Source organism: Streptomyces mangrovisoli, assembly GCF_000974985.2.
Taxonomy (GTDB): Bacteria; Actinomycetota; Actinomycetes; order Streptomycetales; family Streptomycetaceae; genus Streptomyces; species Streptomyces mangrovisoli.
The window spans coordinates 128,408-152,583 of sequence record NZ_LAVA02000004.1 but is presented as its reverse complement, the minus strand read 5'-3'; the positions used below and the strand labels follow the sequence as shown (position 1 = coordinate 152,583).

Below are 24,176 nucleotides of genomic sequence, written 5' to 3'. Positions count from 1 at the left end.
GTCAGAAGGGATGAACCCCTACCGGGGCGGCCGGCGGCGGTCCGTAGCCCTCGGCGACGCGCTGGTGGTAGGTCTCCCGGTCGATGACCTCCAGGCCGACGATCTCCCAGGCCGGCAGGTCGGCGCTGCGCCGGTGCTCGCCCCACAGCCGCAGCGCGACCGCGGCGGCGTCGTGCAGGTCGCGGGCCTCCTCCCAGTAGCGGATCTCCGCGTGGTCGTTGGCGTAGCGGCTGGTCAGCAGGAAGGGGTGGTCGTGGGCGAGTTGTTCGAGTCCGCGCCTCAGGTCCTTCAGCGGGACCTCGGCACCGGAGACGCTGAGGGTGACGTGCCACAGCCGGGGCAGTTCGGTGGGCTCCTCGAAGGCGTCACCGGCCGCCCCGACCTCGGGGGCGACCGCGGCCGCCTCGAAGGCCTCACCGGCCGCGACGCTCGTCAGACCGCCGCGGGACGCCGCCGCCCCAGGGCGTACTCGTCTCACGACGGCCTCCTTCTCCCGGTCACGCGGTGCCCGCGCGGAACTGTCCCTGAGCAAAGTTGAGCAGGCCGCAAGGGTTCGCGGGGCGGTTTTGCGGAACGTCCACCAGCCGGGGCGGACGTTTCGGCCGATTACGGGTGCAGAAGCACCAGGTCGTCCCTGTGTACGACCTCGCGTTCGTACTCCGGGCCCAGCTCGCGGGCGAGTTCGTGGGTGGAGCGGCCGATGAGGAGGGGGATCTCCTTGGCGTCGAAGTTGACCAGGCCGCGGGCGACCGCGCGTCCGGCGGTGTCGCGCAGCTCGACCGGGTCGCCCGCGCTGAACTCGCCCTCCACGGCGGCGATACCGGCCGGGAGCAGCGAGGTGCGCCGCTCGACGACCGCGCGCACGGCGCCGTCGTCGAGGGTGAGGGAGCCCTGCGGGGTCGAGGCGTGCTGGAGCCAGAGCAGCCGGTCCGCGGAGCGCTTGCCGGTGGGGTGGAAGTAGGTGCCGGTGTCCCCGCCGGTCAGCCCCTCGGCCGCGTGCACCGCGCTGGTCAGCACGACCGGGATGCCCGCGGCGGCGGCGATCCGGGCCGCCTCCACCTTGGTCACCATGCCGCCGGTGCCGACTCCGGCGCGGCCCGCGCTGCCGATCTCCACGCCGTCGAGGTCGGCCGGTCCCCGCACCTCCGCTATCCGCGAGGTGCCGGGCTTGGCGGGGTCGCCGTCGTAGACGCCGTCGATGTCGGAGAGCAGCACCAGCAGATCGGCGTGGACCAGGTGCGCGACGAGGGCGGCGAGGCGGTCGTTGTCGCCGAAGCGGATCTCGTCCGTGGCGACGGTGTCGTTCTCGTTGACGATCGGGAAGGCGCCCATGCTGAGCAACTGGTCGAGGGTGCGCGAGGCGTTGCGGTGGTGGGCGCGGCGGCTCATGTCGTCCGAGGTGAGCAGCACCTGCCCGACGCGCACGCCGTAGCGGGCGAAGGAGGCGGTGTAGCGGGCGACCAGCAGGCCCTGGCCGACGCTGGCGGCGGCCTGCTGGCGGGCGAGGTCGCGGGGGCGGCGGCGCAGTCCCAGCGGGGCGAGGCCGGCGGCGATGGCGCCGGAGGAGACGAGGACGACCTCGCGCTCTCCCCCGCTGCGGCTCTTGGCGAGGACGTCGACCAGGGCGTCCACCCGGTCGGCGTCGAGGCCGCCCGCGGCGGTGGTCAGCGAGGACGAGCCGACCTTGACGACGATCCTGCGGGCCTCGTTGACGGCCTGCCTTGCGCTTGCCACTTCCGTCCCCTCGCGTCGCGTGCGCGCCGACCTGCGGCCGCGCCGCTTCCGCAATCTACGCGAAGAGCGCCCGGCGCCGCGCATCGGTCCACGCAGCGGACATGCGCCGTGCGATCACCCGTTCACCGTCCGTACGCGTGGTCCGTACGCGGGTCAGCGGCGGGCCGGCCGGGCGCGCCGCACCGTGCCCGCCACGCGCCGCGGCCCGGCGACGACCAGCCGCCGCGCCCGGCCGGCCACCCGCCGCACCGTGCCCGCCGCCCGGCGCCACAGCCCCGTGCCGCCGCCCTCGCGGTAGCCGTCGACGGCGCGGGCCTCGCGGGGTTCGGCGCGGTAGACCGCGTCGGGGATGCCGGCCCGCGCGGAGCGGAAGTGCGGGTAGGCCAGGTGGACCCGGGTGCCGCGGCGCTCCAGCACCGCCTTCGGCTGCCGCTTGGCCTTCATGAACTCCAGCACGTCCACGAGGAGTTCGGGACGTCCGGCGGCCACGAGGTGCAGTCGCAGCCGCTCCTCGACCCGCAGCCGGCGGGCCGCCTCCGGCGTCCAGTACGCCTCCAGCAGCGGCCTGGCGAGCTCGAACTTGTGCCGCCGTACGGCCTCGTCGTCCTTGAGGAACCGGGGCCCGAACTGCGGCAGCAGGGTGATGAGGAAGGGCCGCACCATCAGCGCGTCGCGCCGTTCCCCGGGCGGGACCATGTCCGCTATGAGCCCCGCCAGGGCGCGCGCGGAGTCGAAGCGGAGGGTGTAACTGCCGTTCTTGGTGACCTGTTTGCCGTCGTCGCGGCCCACGAGGTAGTAGCAGGTGTGGTCGGCGACGACGGAGACGCCGTCGGCGCGCAGATACGCCTCCATCGTGAACAGGGCGTCCTCGCCGGTCCACAGCGACTCGTCGAAACGCATCCCGTGGCGGTCGAGCAGCGCGCGGCGGAACAGCTTCTGGGCGCTGAGGGCGAACTTGATCCGGGAGGAGAAGACGTCGGTGCGTTCGAGGTTGCGGCCCCACATGGTCTTCGGCGCCGTGCGGTTGACGCCCTCGACGCGGCCGAGGACCACGTCGGTGCCGTTGCGGTCGGCCATGGCGACCATGCGCGCGAGGGCCTCGGGGCCGAGCCGGTCGTCGGCGTCCAGGAAGAACACGTACCGCCCGGCGGCCTTGTCCAGGCCGATGTTGCGCGGGCCGCTCGGACCCCCGGAGTTGTCCTGGTGGATCACGGTGACCGGCATGGGGGCGCGGGCGGCGAACTCGTCCAGGAAGGCGCCGGTGCCGTCGGTCGAGCCGTCGTCGACGGCGACCACCTCGACGCGGGCCGGGTCGATCGTCTGGGCCGTGACGGAGTCCAGGCATTCGGCCAGGTAGGGCATCGCGTCGTACGCCCCGATGATCACGCTGACGTCAGGCTGAGCGACGTTCACGTCTCCCCCTCGTCCCCGCTGCCGCCGACCGCGCGTCGCGATCGCCGTCGACCGCCCGTCGCGGCCGTCGCCGACCGCAGTCACCGCTGCCGTCGGCCGCAGTTACATACGCGGCGCGAGCGCGAACAGTTCGGCCCCCCGGGAAGGTTCCCGGGGGGCCGGACCTGCGGCGCCGGTGCGTGCGGCGCCGCGCGGGGGGCCGGCGGCGCGGGTCAGCCGGTCAGTTCGGCCTCCGGGCCGGTGGCGGCGCGCGCCTCCTGGCCGACGTTGCGCGTGTCGGCCTTGAGCCCGAGATCGGCGACCGCCGTGTTGAACTGCTCGATCGACGTCGGCTTCTCGGGCCCGAGCAGGTACGCCTTCAGCTCGCGCCGGTCCTCCGCCAGCGGGTCGGCCGCGCGGTCGCGGACCGCGGCCAGCAGCTCGCCCAGCTCGGTGGCGGAGTTGGAGAGGATCACCGCGGCGCGCACCGCGGTGTTCTGCCGCTTGAACTCCTCCGCGCCCAGCTCCGCCGAGTCGGTGACGGCGTACGGCTTGCCGCTCGCGATGAAGTCGGAGACGACGCTGGAGATGTCGGAGACCATCGCGTCGGACACGTTGAAGCAGTCGTACAGCCGCGGCTCGGCGCCCTCGACGACGCGGTGCTCGTGGCTGCCGAAGGAGGCCCAGTAGGCGGTGTCCCACTCGGTGCGCAGCCGGGCGATCTCGCCGTGCCGGGCGAGGTCGACCACGCCGTCGCGGGTGGCGTCGGCCTCGTCGCCCTTGTCGCCGCCGTGGCCGGCCAGTTCGTCGAGCCGGGCCTCGATCCGGGCCAGTTCCGCCTTCGCCGCGTCCTGGGCGGCCGGGTCGAGGGGGAACCGGGCGTCGGCCACGCGTTCGAGGGCGGCCTGCTCCACCAGCGCCGTGACGCGCCGGTGCGCGGCGGCCGCCTCGGGGCTGACGGTGCCGGTGAACGGGTGCGGCTTGTACAGCACCCGGACCGGCGGGTCCGCCTGGGTGAGGGCGCGCACGATGTTCTCGCCGGCCAGCACGAGCGAGGTGTTGCCGGGGTCGTCGTCCCAGCCCTCCCAGGTGGGCGCGTACAGCACGGTGGGGACACGGCCCTCGGGCACGCCCCGCCAGGGCCGGATCGGGGCCAGCTGGGGGCGCCCGACCTCCACGATGTCCTCGTCGCGCACGCCGACGTCGGCGATGGCGTAGCGGTCGCGGCCCGCACGGCCGGCGGTCCACACCTCGTCGTAGACCTTGCTGAACGGGTTGACGCTGGCGAGCTTGTCGCTGTCGCCGTGGCCGATGAACACGTGCTTCATGGTGGGCACGCGCAGCAGGTGGATGTTCTTGCCCACGTTCGCGGCGTAGAGCGCGACGCGCACCGTGGACAGGTCCAGGTTCATCAGGTGCACCCCTCCGGGCACGCAGACGACGGGGACCGTGGTGGGCGCCAGGTTCTGCAGGATGACCCGCTCGCGCAGGATGATCAGCGGCCGGGTGTCCAGCTGCTCCATCGTCTCCAGCCACATGTTGACCTGGTAGGCGGAGTCCTTGGAGCCGGAGAAGTAGAGGATCGTCTCCGGCCGGTACTCCAGCAGCCAGTCGTCCATGGCGGCGAGGACCTTCTCGGCGGTCGGCGGGATCCGCCCGCCGCGCACGTACGGCACCAGCGCGAGCACGTACAGGGAGCCGAGGGCGAGGGTGACCCCTATGCCGATGAAGGCGGGCAGCGCGGAGTCCATGGCGGCGGCGATCAGCAGCCCCGTCACGGCGGCGAGGTCGAGGTGGAGGATCTTCTCCGCCGAACGGTTCAGCAGCCACTGGGGCGGGGCCTCGGGGATGCGGATGCGCGCCTTGAGGTCCACGTTGCGGGTGGCGACGGGCATCCGGCGGCGGTTGCGGATCAGGGTGACCAGCGCGCCGTGCGGGGCCTGGAGGCCGTAGAAGCCGATGAAGCACGCGATGGCGGCGAAGAAGATCAGATCGTCGGACAGGGACAGCCGTGCGAGCAGGAGGATGAGCAGCAGCTGCCGGATCAGGAACCTGATCGACAGGCCCGCACGGACCTTGCTCAGGCGGTTGATCAGGTAGCTGCCCTTGTGGTGCAGATACTGGTCCGCCAGATAGGTCACGGCGGCGGCGGCCGCGAAGGCGGGGACGCTCGGGAGCAGCGCGGCGAGCATGAGGACGGGATAGCCCAGCGTCATCAGGGCCGCCGCCGCCAGCTCGGCCGCGCTGCCCACCCGGGCGACGCGAATAGCGGTGGATATCACGAAGAACCTGCTCTGAGAGGGGTGCCGGTTTTCAGTGGTGACGTTGCGGAGTGCGCCTTGCGGGAAGGCGCAGGCCCCCGTGAATGCCCGATGGCCGAGCACTCGCAAGGGCCTGAATCATTTAGGGCTAATTGCCCAGATTATGCCATGTCGTCATGCCGGTCGAGCACGCCCGCGAGGGCCTGTTCGAAGCCGGACGCCTTGCTGGCGTCGGCCGTCGGGTCCTGCTGGCGCACGTCGATGACATGGCCCGTCAGCTCCGACAACAGCACGTCGAGGGAGGTGCGGGCGACGGCCTCGGAGGAGAGCAGCGTGCCCGCGGGCTCCTCCCCGAAAGCCTTGGTCCGCATGGGCGTGGCGGTGCGTTCGGGGTTCACGCAGTTCACCCGGATGCCCTCGGCCGCCCACTCGTCCGAGAGCGCCTGGGTCAGGTTGACCATGGCCGCCTTGGTGGAGGAGTACAGGCTGTACTCGGCGCGGCCGCGGGTGTAGCTGCTGGAGGTGTAGAGCAGCAACTGGCCCTTGGTCTCGGCGAGGTACTTGTACGCCGACCGGGCGATCTGCACCGGTGCCAGGTAGTTGACCTTCAGCGCCTCCTCGATGGTGGCGTTGTCGGTCTCCGCGAGCCTGCCGATGCGCAGCACGCCCGCGGTGTTGACGACGTAGTCGACCCGGCCGGTCTCCGCGTACGCCTTGGACAGCGCGTCGTCGACCTCCTCCGGCTTCTCCACGTGGGTCCCGGTGGTGGAGCGGCCCAGCGCGTACACGGTGGCGCCGTACGCGCCCGCGATCTCGGCGATGTCCTTGCCGATGCCGTAGGAGCCGCCGAAGACCACCACGGTCTTGCCGGTGAGCAGTTCGCGGTAGACGTCGTCGTTCTTCTGCTCCGGCGCGGCCGTGGAGCCGAGCTGGAAGAGCTTGTCGGCGATGAAGACGTCGACCGGCTGAGTGACCTTCATGTTGTACTCGTCGCCCGCCACCACGTGGATCGGCACGTCCGGCAGGTACTTGAGCACCACCGAGCAGTCGTCCGTGGCCTGGAAGTTGGGGTCGCCGGCGGCGATCTCGTAGGCGTGGCGGATGGTGGAGAGCTTGAACGCCTGGGGCGTCTGGCCGCGGCGCAGCCGGGAGCGGTCCGGGATCTCGGTGATGAACTCGCCGTCCTGGCCGTGCGTGCGCGTGACGATGATGGTGTCCGCGGAGGGGATCGCGACGTCCACCGCCTCGTACCGCGCCAGCGCCGCGACGCAGTCGTCGATGACGCGCTGGGAGAGCAGCGGGCGCACGGCGTCGTGGAAGAGGACGTTGAGGTCCTCCCCCTCGGCCAGCCCCTCGCCGAGGGCCGTGATGGCGCGCTCGGTGGTCTCGTTGCGCGTGGCGCCGCCCTCGATGACGGCCCTGACCTTGCGCAGCCCGGCCTTGGCCACGATCTTCTCGACGTCCGGCACGAAGCCCGGCGCCATCAGCACGATGACGTCGTCGACGGAGTCGGCCTTCTCGAAGGTGGTCAGGGTGTGTTCGATGACTGCCTTGCCGGCGATCTTCAGCAGCTGCTTGGGGATCGCCAGCCCTACGCGCTGGCCGGTTCCTCCGGCCAGGACCACCGCGGTCGTTCGGGGCTTGGCTATCGGCTGAGACACAGGTGACCTACCTTGTGGCGACACGGAACCCGGAAATGGTCCCACTTCGAGTAACTGCTCTGCAAGGTGAACGCCGTTCGCTGCATATACGCGCGCAACCCTTCATTCATCTTGCCCTGCCGAAGACGCTCTACGACAACCCTCCACGCCTGCTCGGAATCGGCTCGGTAATTCCTGTGAGTCCGTTCACGCTGGATCAACGACGGCGCAGCCTCTTCAGACACCGGTGCCCCAGAACTCTCACCAGATCCTTGGACGGTGTCTGGTGCACCGTGCGCACCTGGGACCCCGTCGCACTTGCCGGAGCGGTGGCCGCGACGGCGGCGAGGGCTCCGTAGAGGGCCTGGGCCGCCACCTCGGGCGCGATCCGCGCCTTCGCGGGGGGCTCCTCCGCCGACTCCGGTACGGCACCCAGCAGGGCCGTGTCGCCGATCACCCGGACGCCGAGGCCGGCGATCCGCTCGGCCGACTCGGCGCCGACGGCGGCGGCCGATTCCAGTGCCCAGCGCGGCGTAACGATCTTCACATCATCGGCTGTCGGACTGCAGGCGTTCTTCATATGCAGCACGGCGCCGTTGCGGACGAGGCGCGAATACAGCTCGTCGGGGAGCCCATTGCCGCGGAATTCGACGTTCAGGTTTCTTACCATTTCCGTCTCCGCCAAGGTGAGAGAACGATTCACCGTGTCCGGAACCGGTTGCAGGATTTGTTCGGGAAGACCGAGGAGTTTTTCGAACGTGCGCATCAGTCCGTCCCGGTCGCGGTCGTCCACCACCACGACGGTCACGCGCTCGGGACCGACGACCCGCGCCCACCGCTCGACCAGCCGGTCGTGCCGGTGCCGCCGCCAGAAGCTCGGGTTGGGGGCCTCGTACGGCGGCTTGCGGAGCATGTGCTCCAGCCAGTCGCCGTATCCCATGCGCAGGCCGTTCTGCACGTACTGCTGCCACTGCGAGGGCATGATCCGCGCCAGCGGGCGCAGCGTGACCAGGACGTGCACGCGCTCACCGCCGAGCTGCTCCACGATCCGCAGGGCCGTGGCGTCGTCCGGGGCGTCGGCGAAGAACTCGCTGCTCACCACGGACGTCCGGCCGCCCGAGGCGCGCACCGCGTCCAGCAGTCGCGTCCAGTGCTTCTCGGTCGGCACCGTGTCGCCCATCATCGCGGGGCGCGCGCAGGCGGCGAGGGCGGCTTCCATCGGGTGCCGGCTGTGCGCGGGGAACACCACACCGTGCGCCGGCAGGTCGTCCTTGGCGGCGAACAGCGCGCCCTGGATGGCGGTGGTCCCGGTCTTGTGCGGGCCGATGTGCAGCAGCCGGGTGCCGGCAGCGAGGGGGGCGACCCCGGGGTGTCTCGTACAGTCCGTCTCCATGGTCAAGGGACGGTAAGAGACTCACCTGAGACTTACCTAAGAGCGCCCTGGGACTCCTGTGAATCCCAGGGCCACACCCCCTTCTGACCTGGTTCTTAAGGAGTTCAACTAGGGTTCGCCGGCGCTCGGGCCCACCTTCGGGAGGTCACCGCACGGTCACCCTCGGTCAGGCCGCCGCGGGCCTCTCGTGTGGCCCATCTCACGTCAGGCGCACGCCCGGATCGCCCGCCTCGACCCGCAGCCGGGCCAGGGTGCTCGGGGTCGCCGTGGGCGCCAGGACCGTGTCCACCACCCGGACCCGGGCGTCGATGCCGTCCCGGGCGATGTCGAACAGGTGGTAGCCGCGATGGGCGTCGATCACCTTCCAGTGCGGGTTGTCCGGCATCAGCGGGTCCCACTGGGCGTGGAAGGCGGCCTGGTCCTGGTCGCCGTTGCTGGAGACGGAGGTGCCGACGAACTCGGCGCCGACGACGGCGGACGCGGGGTCGGCGAAGTCCTCCTTGAGGTCGCTGACCATCGTCAGATGCCGGTCGCCGCTGAGCACGACGGGGTTGCGGACCCCGGCGAACTCCCGCAGCAGCGCGTTGCGTTCGACCTGGTAGCCGTCCCAGGCGTCGTAGTACCAGAGCTTGCCGTCGCCGATCCGCAGGTCCGTCTCGGCCATCATGATCTGCGAGGCGACGACGTTCCAGCGGGCCGTGGAGCGGTGCAGCCCGTCCAGCAGCCACTGCTTCTGCGCGGGGCCCAGCATGGTCGCCGACGGCGACTCGGCGCCCTCCTGGGTGGTCGCCTGGTCGGTGCGGAACTGGCGGGTGTCCAGCACGTTGAGGCTGACCAGCCGGCCGAACTCCAGCCTGCGGTACATCTGGATGTGCGGCCCGTCCGGCACGGCGCTCGCCCGGACCGGCATGTGCTCGTAGTACGCCTGGAAGGCCGCGGTCAGCCGGGCCGTGAACGCGTCGTGCGACTGCTTGTCAGGGTCCTGCGGGACCTCGCCGGCCCAGTCGTTGTCGACCTCGTGATCGTCGAAGGTCACCACCCAGGGCACGCTCGCGTGCATCGCCGCGAGGTCGGGGTCGGTGCGGTACTGCGCGTACCGGTTGCGGTACTCGGTCAGACCGTACGGCTCCCCGGTCCCCTCGTGGCGGCGTACGGCGGTCGCCGAGGGCGCGGACTCGTAGATGTAGTCGCCGACGAAGAGGACGAGGTCCGGGTCCTGGGCCAGCATGTCGGCGTACGGCGTGAAGTACCCGTGCTGCCAGTTCTGGCAGGAGGCGAGCGCGACCCGCAGCGAGCCGCCGGTGCGGTGGGCGGGGGGCGCGGTGCGGGTGCGGCCGGTGCGCGAGAACTGGCTCCCGGCGCGGAAGCGGTACCAGTAGGCGCGGCCCGGGCGCAGTCCGCGGACGTCGACATGCACGCTGTGCCCGAGCTCTGGGCGGGCGTGGGCGACGCCCCGGCGGACGGTCTTGCGGAAGCGTTCGTCCTCGGCGACCTCCCAGGCGACGGGAACGGTCTCGTCGGGCATCCCGCCGCCGTGCAGCGGGTCGGGCGCCAGCCGGGTCCACAGTACGACGCCGTCCGGGAGCGGGTCGCCGGAGGCGACGCCCAGGCTGAACACGCCGTCGGGCAACGGGGCCGCGGCCGCGCGGGCCCGGCCGGCGGGCAGCCAGAGCTGGGCGGAGGCGGCGGCACCCAGGGCGGCGGCTCCGGCCGTCAGTAAGCGGCGGCGGTCGGGGAACCGCGGTTCGGTCGTTCCGGTCATCGGCGAACTCCCTCGTCCCGCCGGCCTCATGGACCCTCGCAAGCTCCCACGGCCGGCCCGCCCGCCCCCTGAACGAAGGCAATCGCGTGCATGACAAACAGGCGACAACGGGAAACCCACCGAGGCGCGCCCCCACCGGAACCAGAAAAGATCTTGCCGCACGACGCCCACGCACGAACGCGCCGACACGACACCGGACCGTCGGCCGCCTGGCGCCGGTCGCCTCGCGGCGGGCGTCGACGGGGAGCGGCGGCGGCTGCGGGAGGCGCGGGGAGCGGCGGGCACTGAGCGCGCAGCCGCGGGCAGTCGGCGCACAGCCGCAGGCAGCCGCGTGCATCACGGGCAGCGACGCGCAGCCGCGGGAGGCGGCGCACAGCCGCGGGCAGCCGCAGGCACTGAGCGCGCAGCCCCGAACAGCCGCGGGCCGCGGCGACATGGCTCCGGCCCGCCGGTCACCCCGCCGCGAGCAGCGGCGCGCGGCGCGCGCAGCGCGAAGCGGCCGGCGCCCATCGACCGACCCCGTCGCACGGCCCCGCGAGGGATCCCCGCACCGAGCCTCCGGCACGGACCGCGCACAAAAAACCGGGGTCGGCCGAACCATCGGCCGACCCCGTCACAATCCCCCTACAGAGGCCCCGCAGGCCAGGCGCGGGCCCCGCAGGCCCCGCGAAAGACCGCAAGCCCTCGCAGAGAACCCGCGAACCCCCCGCTGAGGAACCCACAGAGAACCCGCGAGCCCCCCGCAGGGGACCCCGTCAGAACGGCTCGAAGCCGTCGAACTCCTCCTGCGCGTCGTCCCGTTCGGCCTGGCGGTCGCGGCGGCGCTGCGCGGCGGGGCGGGGCTCCTCGAAGCGGTGGTCCTCACCGCGGCGGCCGAGCATCTCGGCACCGGCGGTCACCGACGGCTCCCAGTCGAAGACGACCGCGTTGTCCTCGGGACCGATCGCGACGCCGTCGCCCCCGCGGGCGCCCGCCTTCATCAACTCGGCCTCGACACCGAGACGGTTGAGCCGGTCGGCCAGGTAGCCGACGGCCTCGTCGTTGTTGAAGTCGGTCTGGCGGACCCAGCGTTCGGGCTTCTCGCCGCGCACCCGGAACAGCCCGTCCTCCTCCTGCGACACCGTGAAGCCCGTGTCGTCGACGGCCTTCGGACGGATGACGATCCGGGTCGCCTCCTCCTTCGGCTTCGCCGCGCGCGCCTTCGCGACCACCTCGGCCAGCGCGTACGACAGCTCCTTCAGCCCGGTGCGGGCCACCGCCGACACCTCGAAGACGCGGTAGCCGCGCGCCTCCAGGTCGGGGCGGACCATCTCGGCGAGGTCCTTGCCGTCCGGCACGTCGATCTTGTTCAGGACGACCATGCGCGGGCGGTTGTCGAGGCCGCCGTACTGCTTGAGCTCCTCCTCGATGATGTCGAGGTCGGTGACCGGGTCGCGCTCGGACTCCAGCGTCGCGGTGTCCAGCACGTGCACCAGCACGCTGCACCGCTCCACGTGGCGCAGGAACTCCAGACCGAGGCCCCGGCCCTGGCTGGCGCCGGGGATCAGACCCGGCACGTCGGCGATGGTGTAGACGGTCGAACCCGCCGTCACCACGCCCAGGTTGGGCACCAGCGTGGTGAACGGGTAGTCGGCGATCTTCGGCTTGGCGGCCGAGAGCACCGAGATCAGCGAGGACTTGCCCGCGCTCGGGTAGCCCACGAGCGCCACGTCGGCGACCGTCTTCAGCTCCAGCACGATGTCCCGGAAGTCGCCCGGCTCGCCGAGCAGCGCGAAGCCCGGCGCCTTGCGGCGGGCCGAGGCCAGCGCCGCGTTGCCGAGGCCGCCTCGGCCGCCCTGCGCGGCGACGTACGAGGTGCCGTGGCCGACCAGGTCGGCGAGGACGTTGCCCGCCTTGTCGAGGACGACCGTGCCGTCCGGCACCACCAGGACCAGGTCCTGGCCGTCCTTGCCGGAGCGGTTGCCGCCCTCGCCGGGCTTGCCGTTGGTGGCCTTGCGGTGCGGGGAGTGGTGGTATTCGAGCAGCGTGGTGACCGACTGGTCGACGGTCAGCACGATGTCGCCGCCACGGCCGCCGTTGCCGCCGTCCGGGCCGCCGAGCGGCTTGAACTTCTCACGGTGGACGGAGGCACAGCCGTGGCCTCCGTTACCCGCGGCGACATGCAGTTCGACGCGGTCCACGAAGGTGGTCATGGTTCAGTGCCTCCTGGGGGGTCCCCTCCGGCCGCGAGGCCGCGAGGGTAGGGGTAGTACTTGGGTAACACGCGAAAGGCGGACCCGCCTTCCCGACCGGGAAGTGAGGTCCGCCTCGCGCGAAGCTTCCGATCAGCCGTTTCAGCCGACGGGAACGATGTTCACGACCTTGCGGCCGCGGTGGGTACCGAACTCCACCGCACCGGGAAGCAGCGCGAACAGCGTGTCGTCGCCGCCGCGGCCGACACCGGCGCCCGGGTGGAAGTGGGTGCCGCGCTGGCGGACGATGATCTCACCGGCGTTGACGACCTGACCGCCGAAGCGCTTCACGCCGAGCCGCTGGGCATTGGAGTCGCGACCGTTCCGGGTGGACGATGCGCCCTTCTTGTGTGCCATCTGTTCTCAGTCCCTTACTTCGCAGCCGCGGGGATCTCAGTGACCTTGATCGCCGTGTACTGCTGGCGGTGGCCCTGACGACGGCGGTAGCCGGTCTTGTTCTTGTAGCGAAGGATGTCGATCTTCACACCCTTGTGGTGGTCCACGACCTCGGCCTGGACCTTGATACCGGCCAGCACCCACGGGTCGCTGGTCACAGCGTCGCCGTCGACAACGAGCAGGGTCGAGAGCTCGACCGTGTCGCCAACCTTGGCAGTGGAAATCTTGTCAACCTCAACGATGTCACCGACAGCAACCTTGTGCTGGCGGCCACCGCTGCGCACGATGGCGTACACGCGGATCTCACTCTCTCGCTCGGGAACGGCACCCCCGCAGTCCAGCCGCCCGGCACGCGGGCAGCCTCTCCGGAACACCCAAGTGCTCTGGAGGAAGAGGTTTACGGGGATGTGACGCGTCACAGGGATCGGACACGCCGACGGTCAAGGTTACGGGGCCGCGCCCGAAGGGGTCAAACCGGGCCGGGGCCGCGGGCCGTGCGACCGGTCACAGCCATGCCCGGCGAAGGCCGCCCCCGGGGACCTGGCGGGCCGACGCCTCGGGGCGGGCCGCCCCCGGGGACCTGCCCGGGCACAAGCGTGCGGCCGGCCCCGAAGGACCGGCCGCATCGCCTCACGACACGCCTGGGCGCGTCAGTTCTCGTCGGTGGACGCGGAGACCGTGGTCTTCTTCGCCGTCGACTTGGCGGCGGCCGTCTTGGCGGTCTTGGCCGCCTTCTTGGCCGTCGTCTTCTTGGCGGCCGTCTTCTTGGCCGCGGTCTTCTTGGTGGCGGCCTTCTTCGCCGTCGCCTTCTTGGCGGTCTTGCGCGCCGCGGCCTTCTTGGCCGGGGCCGCTTCCTCCGCCTCGGCCGGCTCCGCCTCGGCGGCGGCCTCCGGCTCCGCGGCCGGGACGACCACCACGGCGGCCTCCTCCGACGCCGTCGGCGCGGTCGCCTTGCGCACGGCACGGCGGCGCGGACGCGCCGGGGCGGCGGCCTCGGCGGGCGCCTCCTCGGCAGGGGCCGCCTCCGCCCGCGGGGCCTCGGGCTCCGCGGGGGCCGCCGGAGCGGTCTCCGCGACCGTGACCACGGCCGCCTCGGCACCGGCCGGGGAGCCCGCGGGCGCGGACACCTTCCGGGTCGCCCGGCGACGCGTACGGCCCTGGGGCGCGGCCTGCTCGGCCGGAGCCTCGGGCTCGACCACCGGGTCCTCGGCCGCGACGGGCTCGGCCTGCGCCTCGACCACCGTCTCCGGCCGCACCGGACGCTCGGCCTCGACCTGCGCGGGCACGGCCTGCGCGGTCGGCACGGCGGGCACCTCGGCGTCGGCCTCGGACCGCTCGGCGTCGGCGCGCTCGGCGTCCGCCGTACGGGACCGGCCCCTGGGCGCACCCGCCGGAGCGGACGCGCGACGGCTCGTACGGCGCCGCGTACGGCTCCGGCCGGCCGCGGCCTCCGCCTCGGCGACGCTGCTGTAGAGCTCCTCGTCGGGCGCGAAGTCCGGCGCGGGCAGTTCGAGGGGCTCGGCGGCCTCGGCCGCGACCTCCGCCTCGGTCTCCTCCGGCTCCACCGCCTCGCCGGTCTCCACCGCCGTGGCGGCCGCCTCGTGCTCGTGGACGTCGCCGCCACGACCGCGCTTGCGGCGCTTGCCGCCACCGCCACCACCGGCGGCGGTCGGCTGCTCCATGTGGACGATGACGCCGCGGCCGTTGCAGTGCACGCAGGTCTCGGAGAACGACTCCAGCAGGCCCTGGCCGACCCGCTTGCGGGTCATCTGCACCAGGCCCAGCGAGGTCACCTCGGCGACCTGGTGCTTCGTGCGGTCCCGGCCCAGGCACTCCAGCAGGCGCCGCAGCACCAGGTCCCGGTTGGACTCCAGCACCATGTCGATGAAGTCGATGACGATGATGCCGCCGAGGTCGCGCAGCCGCAGCTGGCGCACGATCTCCTCGGCCGCCTCCAGGTTGTTCCTGGTGACGGTCTCCTCGAGGTTGCCGCCCTGGCCGGTGAACTTGCCGGTGTTGACGTCGACGACGACCATCGCCTCGGTCCGGTCGATCACCAGCGAACCGCCGCTGGGCAGCCAGACCTTGCGGTCCAGCGCCTTCGACAGCTGCTCGTCGATCCGGTAGGTGGCGAAGACGTCGACCTCGGAGGTCCACTTCGACAGCCGGCCGGCGAGGTCGGGGGCGACGTGCGAGACGTATCCGTGGACGGTCTCCCACGCCTCGTCGCCGCTCACGATGACCTTGGAGAAGTCCTCGTTGAAGATGTCGCGCACGACGCGGACGGTCATGTCCGGCTCGCCGTACAGCAGCGCGGGGGCGTTGGAACCGCTGCCGCCCTTCGACTTCTTCTTGATCTCCTCCCACTGCGCCTGGAGCCGCTCGACGTCACGGCGCAGCTCGTCCTCGCTCGCGCCCTCGGCGGCGGTGCGCACGATGACGCCCGCGTCCTCGGGGACGATCTTCTTGAGGATGGTCTTCAGCCGGGCGCGCTCGGTGTCGGGCAGCTTGCGGCTGATGCCGGTCATCGAGCCCTCGGGGACGTACACGAGGTAGCGGCCCGGGAGGGAGACCTGGCTGGTCAGGCGGGCGCCCTTGTGGCCGATCGGGTCCTTGGTGACCTGCACCAGGACCGACTGGCCGGACTTCAGGGCGGCCTCGATGCGGCGCGGGCCGTTGGCCATGCCGAGCGCCTCGAAGTTCACCTCGCCCGCGTAGAGCACGGCGTTGCGGCCCTTGCCGATGTCGATGAAGGCGGCCTCCATCGACGGCAGCACGTTCTGCACCTTGCCGAGGTAGACGTTGCCGACGTACGACGTCGACTGCTCCTTGTTGACGTAGTGCTCGACGAGCACGCCGTCCTCCAGGACGCCGATCTGGGTGCGGTCGCCGTGCTGGCGGACCACCATCACGCGCTCGACGGCCTCGCGGCGGGCCAGGAACTCGGCCTCGGTGATGATCGGGACGCGCCTGCGGCCCTGCTCGCGGCCCTCGCGGCGGCGCTGCTTCTTGGCCTCCAGACGGGTCGAGCCCTTGATGGACTGCACCTCGTCGCTCGGCTCGGAGGGCTTGCGCGGCTCGCGGACCTTGACGACCGTGCGCTCGGGGTCGTCGGTGGACGCATCGGCCTCGCCGGAGGAGTCACCGGCCCGACGGCGGCGACGACGGCGACGACGGCTGCCCGCGCTGGAACCGCCGGCCTCCTCGCCCCGCTCGTCCGAGTCGGCGAGGTCGTCCTCGTCCTCCTCGACCTGCTCGGCGGTGTCCTCGGCGTCCTGCTCGGCCTGCTCGGCGGCGAGGTCGTCGGCGTCGGCGGCCTCGCCGCTCTCCGCGGACTCGCCCCGGCGGCGACGGCGGCCACCGCGGCGACGGCGGCGGCGCGAGCCGGTCTCCTCGGAGTCGTCCTCGCCGTCGGCGCCGTCCTCGACCTGGTCCTCGGCCTCCTCGGCCTCGGTGTCGGCCTCCTCGGCCGCCGCGGTCACGGCGGGCTGCTGGACGTCACCGGCACCGCTGTCGGCGGCGCCACGACGGCGGCGACGGCGGCGGGAGCCGGTCTGCTCCTCGGCGAACTCGGCGGCCTCGACGGTCTCGGCCGTCTCCTCGGGCTCCTCGGTCTCCGTGCCGGCAGCCTCGGCGGCCGCCTCGGCGGCGGCCCGCTGCGGGGTCTGGAACTTCGGCTCGGTGAAGACGGGGGCCTGGAACACGGCCACCGCGGGGCGCCGGGGGCGGCGCGGCTCGTCGGCCTCGGCAGGCTCCTCGGCGGCGGCGGCGCGGGCGGTGCCCCGGCCGGGCTCGGAGAACCCGGTCGCGGCCTTGCGGACCACACGGCGGCGGGACCGGCGCGGGGACTCGTCGGCCACCGGCGGCTCGACGGCGGCGGGGGCCTGGGCGGAGGGCGCCTCGGCGGCCACCGGGGTCTCGGCGGTCACGGGCGTCTCGGCGGTCTCGGCGGTCTCCGGGGCTCCGGTGGGCGCGGAGACACGACGGGTCGCACGGCGACGCGTACGGCGCGGGGCGCCCGACTCGGTCTCGGCGGACTCGGCGGCCTCGGCCGGCTCGGCCGCGACGGCGGCCGCAGGCGCCTCGGCGGCCTCCGCGGCCACGGAGGTCTCGGCGGACTCGTCCGCGGTCGGCTGCGGCGCGCCGGCGGGCGCCGAGGCACGGCGGGTCGCGCGGCGGCGGGTACGGGGTGCGGGCGCTGCCTCCTCGGCGGGCGCCTCGTCGGCGACGGCCTCGGGGGTCGCGGTGGTGGCCGCTACGGCCGTCTCGGCGGCCTCGACCGGCTCCGGGGCTCCGGCGGGCGCGGAGACACGGCGGGTCGCACGGCGGCGCGTGCGGGGCGCGGCGGGCTCCTCGGTCACGGCGGCGGGCTCCTCCTGAGGCGCGGGCTCCTCGGCGGTGGCCGCGGTGGCCGTCTCGGCGGCCTCGACCGGCTCAGGGGCCCCGGCGGGCGCGGAGACACGGCGGGTCGCACGGCGGCGCGTGCGGCGCGGGGCGGCCTCCTCCGCGGGGGCCTCCTCGGCCACCGCGGTCTCCTCGGCGGCCTTCTCTTCGGCCTCCGCGTCCTCGGTGACCTCCGCGGTCACGGACGTCTCGTCGGCGAGGTCGGCCGGCTCGGCGGCCGGTATGGCCGGAGCGGTGGTCTCGGCCTCGGCGGCGGCCGCCGCGGTCGGCGGACCGGCCGGGCGGGACGCGGCGCGGCGCCTGCGGCGCGGCGGCAGCGTGTCGCTGGGGGTGTTCAGGTCTTCGGAACCCTCGGTGGGTTCGGTCGGCTCGAGCATGCGGGCGTTTCTCCCGTCAGGCTCCCGGGCGCCGCGCTGGTCCGGCGTCGACCTGGTCGATCGCCGTTGACGTCCGCGGCTCGCGCGATGCGCGGTGCCGCCGTCCGGGGCGCGGGCGCCGCACGGGAGCTCTCTGTGTCCTGTCTCGCCGGTTCCGTACGCCATGTTGCGTACGGCCTGGCGAAAGTCTGTTGGTCGGTGCGCTGCCCGACCCAGGTGGCTCCCGAGTCCGAGGGCGGCGCTTCGGCGTACATCCCTACGCGGAACCTTCCGGCGCCGGCTCCGTCGCGGCGGCGGCCGGGACGGCCGTGGTAAGGGCCGTGGCTGCCTCGCGGTCGGGCGCGAGCGGGTCGGTCACCGTGCCGGTCTCTTCATCGAACAGCCCCTGCGCCAGCCTGGTCACCGCTGCGGGGACCGGCGGCGCCAGGTCGGCCACGGCGCGAAGACCGGACAGGACGTCGTCGGGTCGTACGGCAGGCGTCACGTGCCGAACAACCAGGCGCAGTATCGCACAGGGCCGGTCCATTGACCCAGCAGCCTGCGCGGACCGCGTCTCGAGGCTCGCCACGGCGGACCGGGCGTCGAAGGTACGGACGCCGTTCTTGGTCATGCGCTGCACCTCGACCGCGTCGGCCGCGGTGAACGCGGCGACCGCCCGCTCGGCGTCGGCCGGGTCCACGCCGTCCAGCCGCAGCTCCCATACGGAGGCGGTGAGCCGGTCGGCGAGGCCCGAGGTCGCCGCTTCCACGGCATCGACGATGTCGAGCCCGTTGGGCAGCGACTCGTCGAGGAGGGCGCGCAGCTTCTCGGGGTCACGCGCCGCGGTGAGCGCGATCTCCAGGTACTCCGCCTCACTGCCCGTGCCGGTGGGTGCGGCATTGGCGTACGACACCTTCGGATGCGGCGTGAAGCCCGCCGAGTAGGCCATGGGCACCTCGGCGCGGCGCAGCGCACGCTCGAAGGCGCGCTGGAAGTCGCGGTGGCTGGTGAACCGGAGGCGGCCGCGCTTGGTGTAGCGCAGTCGGATGCGCTGCACCGCGGGTGCGGGCGGCGGGCCTTCGGGCTGTCGCTTGCCCAGTGTCGTTCAGTCCTTCGTGAGTGCGGTCGTACTGCTACCAAGAGTACGTGTCCCGGCGCCCGGTGGTTCCCCCGAGTCCGCAGGGGGCCGCGGGCCGGGGGCTCCGAGAAGCACCCGGCGGACGTCCGCGCGGGCCGCGCGCACGGTGGCGCGGGCGGAGTCCAGCGCCTGTCGCCCGGCGTGGCGGGCGGAGTCCAGGACCTGCCGCGTCACCCGTCCGGCCGCGCGGGCCGCCCGCCCGGCGGGGCGCAGCACCGCGTCCCGCAGGACGTGCCCGACGGGGACCAGCAGTCGGCGGTGCATCCACCGCGCGGGGTCGACGAGCGTCCGGCGCAGCAGGGTGCCGAGGAACCGGCCGACGGCACGGGAGATCCGTCCGGCGACGCGCCAGGCGTGCCCGAGCGCCTCCCCCACCTCCCGGCCGACGACCGCGAGGAGCCCGCCGACGACGGCGAGCCCCCGGCCGAGCGGGGTGAGCACCAGGCGCCACAGGGCGGCCGCGGGCAGCACGAGAAGCACCCGGACGGTCCAGTGGAGGATCTGCCCGAGCGCGGTCCCGAGCCGGGCGAGCGCGTGTCCTGCGGGGGTGAGCACGCGGGTGTACAGCCAGTCGATCGCCGCGCCGGTGCCCCGCGCGAGCGGGACGAGCAGGCGGGCCCACAGCCATGTCGCGGGCACCACCACGAGCACCCGGAAGAGCAGGGCGAGCGCGGTCCCGGCCGGTACGAGGACGTGCCGCCACAGCAGCACCGAGGGCGCCACGAGCAGGACGTACGCCACCCGGGCCAGCGCCCGGCCGAGGGGCCGCAGCACGGCCCGCGCGAGGACCCGGCCGCCCGCGGCGAGGGCGTCGTAGGCCATGCGCACCGGCACGACGAGCACGAGCACGACGATCCGCACCGGTATGCGGATCGCGACCACCAGACATCCCTCGGGCTCCCGTCGCGGCGCCCCCGCCTCGTACCGCTCCATACCGTCAAGGACGCCGGGGCGCCCCTTCCGGATCCCTCGGTGCGGGCCCCGTCGTGAGAACGGCGATTCCGGCGCCGAGCGCGGCGAGACCGCACCACGACACGGCGGGCAGCCGCTCTCCGAGCACCGCCACCCCCAGCACCGCCGCGACGGCGGGCTCGGCGAGGGTGAGGGTGGTCGCCACCTGCGCCGGGGTGTGCCGCAGTCCGTGCCCGAACAGGCGGTAGGCGAGGAAGGTGGTGACCAGGGCCAGGTAGAGGGCGACGGACGCGCCCCGGGCGGTGCCGAGCCACTGCGCGCCGGCCGCGACGACGGCCGGCGAGGCGAGCAGCGCGCCGCCGCCGAACATGACCCCCATGACCGCGCCGGCCGGCCGCCCGCGGGCGATGAGCCGGCCGCCGATGAGGGCGTAGCCGGCGTACGACAGTCCGGCGAGCACGGCCAGCAGGACGCCGACGGTGTCGACGGGTGTGCCGGGCCCGCTGAGCACGGGGCCGAGCACCAGGACGGCGCAGCCGAGCACGGCCGCGGCGGTGCCGTACGCCCAGCGGGCGGTGGGCCGGCCCTGCCGGGTGAGCAGGGCGAGCAGGCCCGTGAGGACGGGCGCGCTGCCGAGCGCGATCACGGTGGCGACGGCGACACCGGTGCGGGCGACGGCCGGGTAGAAGGTGACGGGGTATCCGGCGACGGCGAGGGCGCCGAGGCCGAGCAGCAGGCGCTCGTCGCGGGCGCACCCCCTCGGCAGCGCTCGGCCGCCGCCGGAGGTGACGAACAGCAGCACTCCGCCGAGCAGCAGCCCGGCCGCCCCGACGGCCATGGGCGCGGCCGCGGTGGGGGCGAAGGAGCCGGCGGTGCCGGTGGTCCCCCAGATGACGGCGGCGGCGAGGACGGGCAGGGGGCCGCCGCTGAGCGCGCGGGGCGTGGGAGCGGGCGCGGGCGTGGGTGTGGAACGGGATGTGGGCGTGGGTGTGGAACGGGATGTGGGCGTGGGTGTGGCGGAGGCAGGGTTGTCGTTCGGCACAGTCGTGAACTTCCGTCGTCGCATACCGCTGGGCGTTCCGGATCCGGGGACGGGCGCGCGGCCGGGCCCCCCGGCCGCCGCGGAGGCGGGCAGGGGGCGCGGACGTCGTCGGCGTGGGCGCCCGTCAGGCGCCGAGCGGCGGCAGGACGCTGTGCCAGTAGGAGTTCACGGGCCGAGCGTACGGCACCGTGCGCGGGGGCGGTTCAGCTCTGGTGGACGAGGTCCGAGCCGGGCCCGCCGGAGAGCGTGTCGGTGCCGGGGCCGCCGTAGAGGCGGTCGTTGCCGCTGTTGCCGTAGATGGTGTCGTTGCCGCTGTTGCCGTAGAGCACGTCGTTGCCGGTGCCGCCGTAGACACGGTCGTTGCCGGTTCCGGCGCGGACGGTGTCGTTGCCGGCGCCGCCGCTCAGGCTCTGCTCGCCGGCGCCGCCGTAGAGCAGGTCCGCGTCCGCGCCGCCGTCGGCGTAGGCACTGGCGCCGGTGAGCGTGATGGTGTCGCGGCCGGCGCCGCCCTGCGCGATGGTGCCGCGGGCGGCGACGATGGTGTCGTCCCCGGTCCCGCCCAGCGCCACGTCGACCGGGCCGACGGTGAGGTGGTCGGCGCCCGAGCCGCCGTCCACGGTGTTTCCGTCGACGCTGCCGGTGTCCTTGAAGGTGTCGTTGCCGGAGCCCAGGTCGAAGTCGGCGAAGTAGTAGTCCTGGCCGGTGGTGTTGGCGTAGGAGACGACGTCGTTCCTGTCCCCGAGCGACACGGTCAGGGTGGCGTACGGGTCCTGGCTGTCGTAGGTGGTGACGTCGCAGACGACCTGGGTGGCGTCGGTGCCCGCCCGGGTGCAGCCGGTGCCGGGGGTGATCGGCACGGTGTCGTCGATGACGTAGCGGATGGTCTGGAGGCCGCCCAGGTCCGTCGCGGTGGCGCTGACCTTGTTGGTCTGGCCGGCGGCGGCGGTGTAGACGGCCACGCCGTTCTGGACGGTGGCGGTGGCCGTCGCGGCCGCCGCACCGGCCGGGCCCGCCTGGGCGAGGACGGCGGCGGGCGCGGCGACGAGCGCGAGCGCCAGCGCCGGGGCGGCGCCTGACACTCTGCGGCGGGCGGGACGGGCGGACGGGACGGACATGGCGCAACCTCCACGGGCTGTCGTTCGGATCGACACCAACGTGACCCGTGGCACATGGAGTTGGTTGTCCCCGGCCGCGCGCCCGGCGGCTGCCGCGCACGGCACCGGCGGTCGGGCCGGAACCGGCTGAGCAGGCGGGTCAACCGGCTGGAACGGCGCGGTTCAGCGGGCGGACATGGGCGCGTGCCCGTGAATTCATGTCCGCCGAACCGGATTTACGGCCGTACGAGCCGAGCAGGGCGCCGACGCCGAGACGGCCAGGCCGGCCAGGAAGCACGGCCTGCGCCCGCAGTGGTCGGGGCGGGCGCCCCGGCGCCGCTCATCGGTGCCGGGTCCGTTGCAGGTCGGGCAGCATCGGCAGGGAGTCCGGGGTCAGCCGGGGGGAGAGCTGGTCGAGCTGCTCGTCCAGCGCCATGGCGGCGGTGACCAGCGCGAGGTGGGTGAAGGCCTGCGGGAAGTTGCCGAGTTGCTCACCGGAGGGGCCGATCTCCTCGGCGAAGAGGCCGACATGGTTGGCGTAGGTGAGCATCTTGTCGAAGGCGTAACGGGCCTGGAGCAGCCGGCCGGAGCGGGCCAGCGCCTCGACGTAGAAGAAGCTGCACAGGTTGAAGGTGCCCTCGGAGCCGCGCAGTCCGTCCGGCGAGGCCTGGGGGTCGTAGCGGTAGACCAGGCTGTCGCTGACCAGTTCGGCCTCCATCGCGTCGAGGGTGCTCAGCCAGGCCGGGTCGGTCGGCGACAGGAAGCCGACGCGCGGCATCAGCAGCAGGGACGCGTCCAGGACGGTGTCGTCGTAGTGCTGGACGAACGCCTTCCGCTCGCTGCTCCAGCCGCGGTCGACGATCTGCTCGAACACCGCGTCCCTGGCCCGCGTCCAGCGGCCGATGTCGGCGGGGCGGGCGTGCTCGGTGGCCATCCGGATGCTGCGGTCGAAGGCGACCCAGGTCATCAGGCGGCTGTAGGTGAAGTCCTTGCGGCCGCCGCGGGTCTCCCAGATGCCCTCGTCGGGGCGGTCCCAGGAGTCGCTGAGCCAGTCCACCATGGACGTGAAGGCGCGCCAGCCCTCGATGCCGCCCATGTCGCCGAAGGGGGCCAGGGCGTCGACGGCCTCGCCGTAGATGTCGAGCTGGATCTGGTCGGCGGCGCCGTTGCCGATACGGACCGGCGCCGAGCCGCGGTAGCCCTCGAAGTGATCCAGGGTCAGCTCGGTCAGGTTCGGGTCGCCGTCCACCCGGTACATGATCTGGAGGGGCTCGCCCGAGGCGGTGCCGCCGGCCTCGATGCGCTCGCGCAGCCAGCGGCGGTAGGCGTGCGCCTCGTCGGTGAAGCCGAGGTCGATCAGCGCGCGTACGGACAGGGAGGCGTCGCGGATCCAGGTGTAGCGGTAGTCCCAGTTGCGCTCGCCGCCGATCTGCTCGGGCAGGCCGGCGGTGGCGGCGGCGATCGGGGCGCCGGTGGGGGCGTAGGTGAGCAGCTTGAGGGTGATCGCCGAACGGTTGACCATGTCCCGCCAGCGGCCGCGGTAGGTGGAGGAGTGCAGCCAGCTCAGCCAGAAGATGCGGCACGCCTCGAACTCGCCCCGGATGCCGTCCCGGGTGAGCGGGTCCGGGGCGGGGGCGCCGGAGGCGGTGCTGGTGAGCACGACGGCGGCGACCTCGCCGGCTTCGAGGGTGAAGCGGGAGGTCAGGTCTCCGGAGTCGTCGTGCAGGTCGACGGGTGCGCTGGTCTGCAGGTGCAGATCGGTGTCCGGGCCGCGGAAGACCGCGGTGCGGCCGTCGGGCTGTTCGAGGGTGTGGGCGGCGCGGCCGTAGTCGAACCGCGGGCGGCAGACGAGCCGGAAGGGCAGCCGGCCGCGGACCACGCGCACGATCCGGATCAGCCGGTGCCGGTCGGTGGCCGGGGCCCCGTCGAGCGGCGCCATGAAGTCGGCGACCTCGCCGACGCCGCCGTCGGCCATGAACCGGGTGACCAGGATCGCGGTGTCCGACAGGTACAGCTGCCGCACGGTGGCCCGTTCCCCGTCCGGCAGGTCCGCGGTGAGCAGACAGTGCCCGCCACGGTCGCTGTCGAGCAGCGAGGCGAAGACGCTGGGCGAGTCGAAGCGGGGTGTGCACCACCAGTCGACGGATCCCTCGGCGGAGACCAGCGCGGCGGTCTGGAGGTCACCGACCATGCCGTGGTCTGCGATCGGCGGATAACGAGTCACGAACACGCCTCCTCACCGGACCCGACACCCTCTGGGCTCACCCGCACGGGGGCCGTCCCGGCTTACAGGGTGCGCCGGATCGGGGCGGGGCGCATGCCGGGGCGACGCCGCACCGAAGGGTCCGGCGCCGGACCCCGGCCGATGGCGAGGCCGCCGGTCCAAACACCGGTTCCTTGAAGAGTCAGTCGTCCTCGAAG

General features: G+C 73.4%; 16 protein-coding genes. All 16 read right to left on the bottom strand.

Annotated elements, in window-relative coordinates:
• Window position 1: 1 nt before the first annotated feature.
• Complete coding sequence (locus tag WN71_RS02925; protein WP_079177606.1) at window positions 2-478, bottom strand: hypothetical protein; 477 nt, start codon at window positions 476-478, stop codon at window positions 2-4.
• A gap of 128 nt (window positions 479-606) precedes the next feature.
• Window positions 607-1,734: a glutamate 5-kinase gene (gene proB, locus WN71_RS02920; protein ID WP_046581708.1), complete on the bottom strand. Its 1,128-nt coding sequence runs from the start codon at window positions 1,732-1,734 to the stop codon at window positions 607-609.
• Window positions 1,735-1,887: 153 nt separating this feature from the next.
• Complete coding sequence (locus WN71_RS02915) at window positions 1,888-3,147, bottom strand: glycosyltransferase family 2 protein (RefSeq protein WP_071369796.1); 1,260 nt, start codon at window positions 3,145-3,147, stop codon at window positions 1,888-1,890.
• 212 nt (window positions 3,148-3,359) lie between these two features.
• Window positions 3,360-5,408, bottom strand: coding sequence for a hypothetical protein (locus WN71_RS02910; RefSeq protein WP_046586707.1), 2,049 nt, complete (start codon window positions 5,406-5,408; stop codon window positions 3,360-3,362).
• 140 nt (window positions 5,409-5,548) lie between these two features.
• On the bottom strand, window positions 5,549-7,048 hold the full coding sequence (locus WN71_RS02905; protein WP_046586710.1) for a bifunctional cytidylyltransferase/SDR family oxidoreductase: 1,500 nt from the start codon (window positions 7,046-7,048) through the stop codon (window positions 5,549-5,551).
• A 196-nt stretch (window positions 7,049-7,244) separates the two neighbouring features.
• Entirely contained in the window at window positions 7,245-8,420 is a 1,176-nt protein-coding gene (locus WN71_RS02900) for a hypothetical protein (RefSeq protein ID WP_046586713.1), read from the bottom strand.
• A gap of 199 nt (window positions 8,421-8,619) precedes the next feature.
• Window positions 8,620-10,182 carry an alkaline phosphatase D family protein gene (locus WN71_RS02895; RefSeq protein WP_046586716.1) on the bottom strand — a complete coding sequence of 521 codons (1,563 nt, stop codon included), beginning with the start codon at window positions 10,180-10,182 and terminating at the stop codon, window positions 8,620-8,622.
• 755 nt (window positions 10,183-10,937) lie between these two features.
• Window positions 10,938-12,374 carry a GTPase ObgE gene (gene obgE, locus WN71_RS02890; RefSeq protein WP_046586718.1) on the bottom strand — a complete coding sequence of 479 codons (1,437 nt, stop codon included), beginning with the start codon at window positions 12,372-12,374 and terminating at the stop codon, window positions 10,938-10,940.
• A gap of 141 nt (window positions 12,375-12,515) precedes the next feature.
• Window positions 12,516-12,770 carry a 50S ribosomal protein L27 gene (rpmA, locus tag WN71_RS02885; protein ID WP_046586720.1) on the bottom strand — a complete coding sequence of 85 codons (255 nt, stop codon included), beginning with the start codon at window positions 12,768-12,770 and terminating at the stop codon, window positions 12,516-12,518.
• A 14-nt stretch (window positions 12,771-12,784) separates the two neighbouring features.
• Window positions 12,785-13,105, bottom strand: a complete 321-nt coding sequence (rplU, locus tag WN71_RS02880; RefSeq protein WP_007381993.1) for a 50S ribosomal protein L21 — start codon at window positions 13,103-13,105, stop codon at window positions 12,785-12,787.
• A 354-nt stretch (window positions 13,106-13,459) separates the two neighbouring features.
• Window positions 13,460-17,590, bottom strand: coding sequence for an Rne/Rng family ribonuclease (locus tag WN71_RS02875; protein ID WP_046586725.1), 4,131 nt, complete (start codon window positions 17,588-17,590; stop codon window positions 13,460-13,462).
• Between the two features lie 256 nt (window positions 17,591-17,846).
• Entirely contained in the window at window positions 17,847-18,626 is a 780-nt protein-coding gene (locus WN71_RS02870; protein ID WP_046586727.1) for a TIGR03936 family radical SAM-associated protein, read from the bottom strand.
• A gap of 48 nt (window positions 18,627-18,674) precedes the next feature.
• Entirely contained in the window at window positions 18,675-19,640 is a 966-nt protein-coding gene (locus WN71_RS02865; RefSeq protein ID WP_046586732.1) for a hypothetical protein, read from the bottom strand.
• A gap of 4 nt (window positions 19,641-19,644) precedes the next feature.
• A complete protein-coding gene (locus WN71_RS02860; RefSeq protein ID WP_240529543.1) occupies window positions 19,645-20,661 on the bottom strand; it encodes a DMT family transporter in 1,017 nt (338 codons plus the stop codon).
• A 203-nt stretch (window positions 20,662-20,864) separates the two neighbouring features.
• Window positions 20,865-21,776 carry a calcium-binding protein gene (locus tag WN71_RS02855; protein WP_046586734.1) on the bottom strand — a complete coding sequence of 304 codons (912 nt, stop codon included), beginning with the start codon at window positions 21,774-21,776 and terminating at the stop codon, window positions 20,865-20,867.
• 319 nt (window positions 21,777-22,095) lie between these two features.
• On the bottom strand, window positions 22,096-23,979 hold the full coding sequence (locus WN71_RS02850; RefSeq protein ID WP_107469551.1) for a glycoside hydrolase family 15 protein: 1,884 nt from the start codon (window positions 23,977-23,979) through the stop codon (window positions 22,096-22,098).
• Window positions 23,980-24,176: the final 197 nt, after the last annotated feature.

Excerpts from the sequence above, each read along its gene's own strand:
- WN71_RS02900 (WP_046586713.1), bottom strand. The coding sequence starts at position 8,420 with ATGGAGACGGACTGTACGAGACACCCCGGGGTCGCCCCCCTCGCTGCC.
- WN71_RS02875 (WP_046586725.1), bottom strand. The coding sequence starts at position 17,590 with ATGCTCGAGCCGACCGAACCCACCGAGGGTTCCGAAGACCTGAACACC.
- WN71_RS02895 (WP_046586716.1), bottom strand. The coding sequence starts at position 10,182 with ATGACCGGAACGACCGAACCGCGGTTCCCCGACCGCCGCCGCTTACTG.
- obgE (WP_046586718.1), bottom strand. The coding sequence starts at position 12,374 with ATGACCACCTTCGTGGACCGCGTCGAACTGCATGTCGCCGCGGGTAAC.
- rpmA (WP_046586720.1), bottom strand. The coding sequence starts at position 12,770 with ATGGCACACAAGAAGGGCGCATCGTCCACCCGGAACGGTCGCGACTCC.
- WN71_RS02865 (WP_046586732.1), bottom strand. The coding sequence starts at position 19,640 with ATGGAGCGGTACGAGGCGGGGGCGCCGCGACGGGAGCCCGAGGGATGT.
- WN71_RS02855 (WP_046586734.1), bottom strand. The coding sequence starts at position 21,776 with ATGTCCGTCCCGTCCGCCCGTCCCGCCCGCCGCAGAGTGTCAGGCGCC.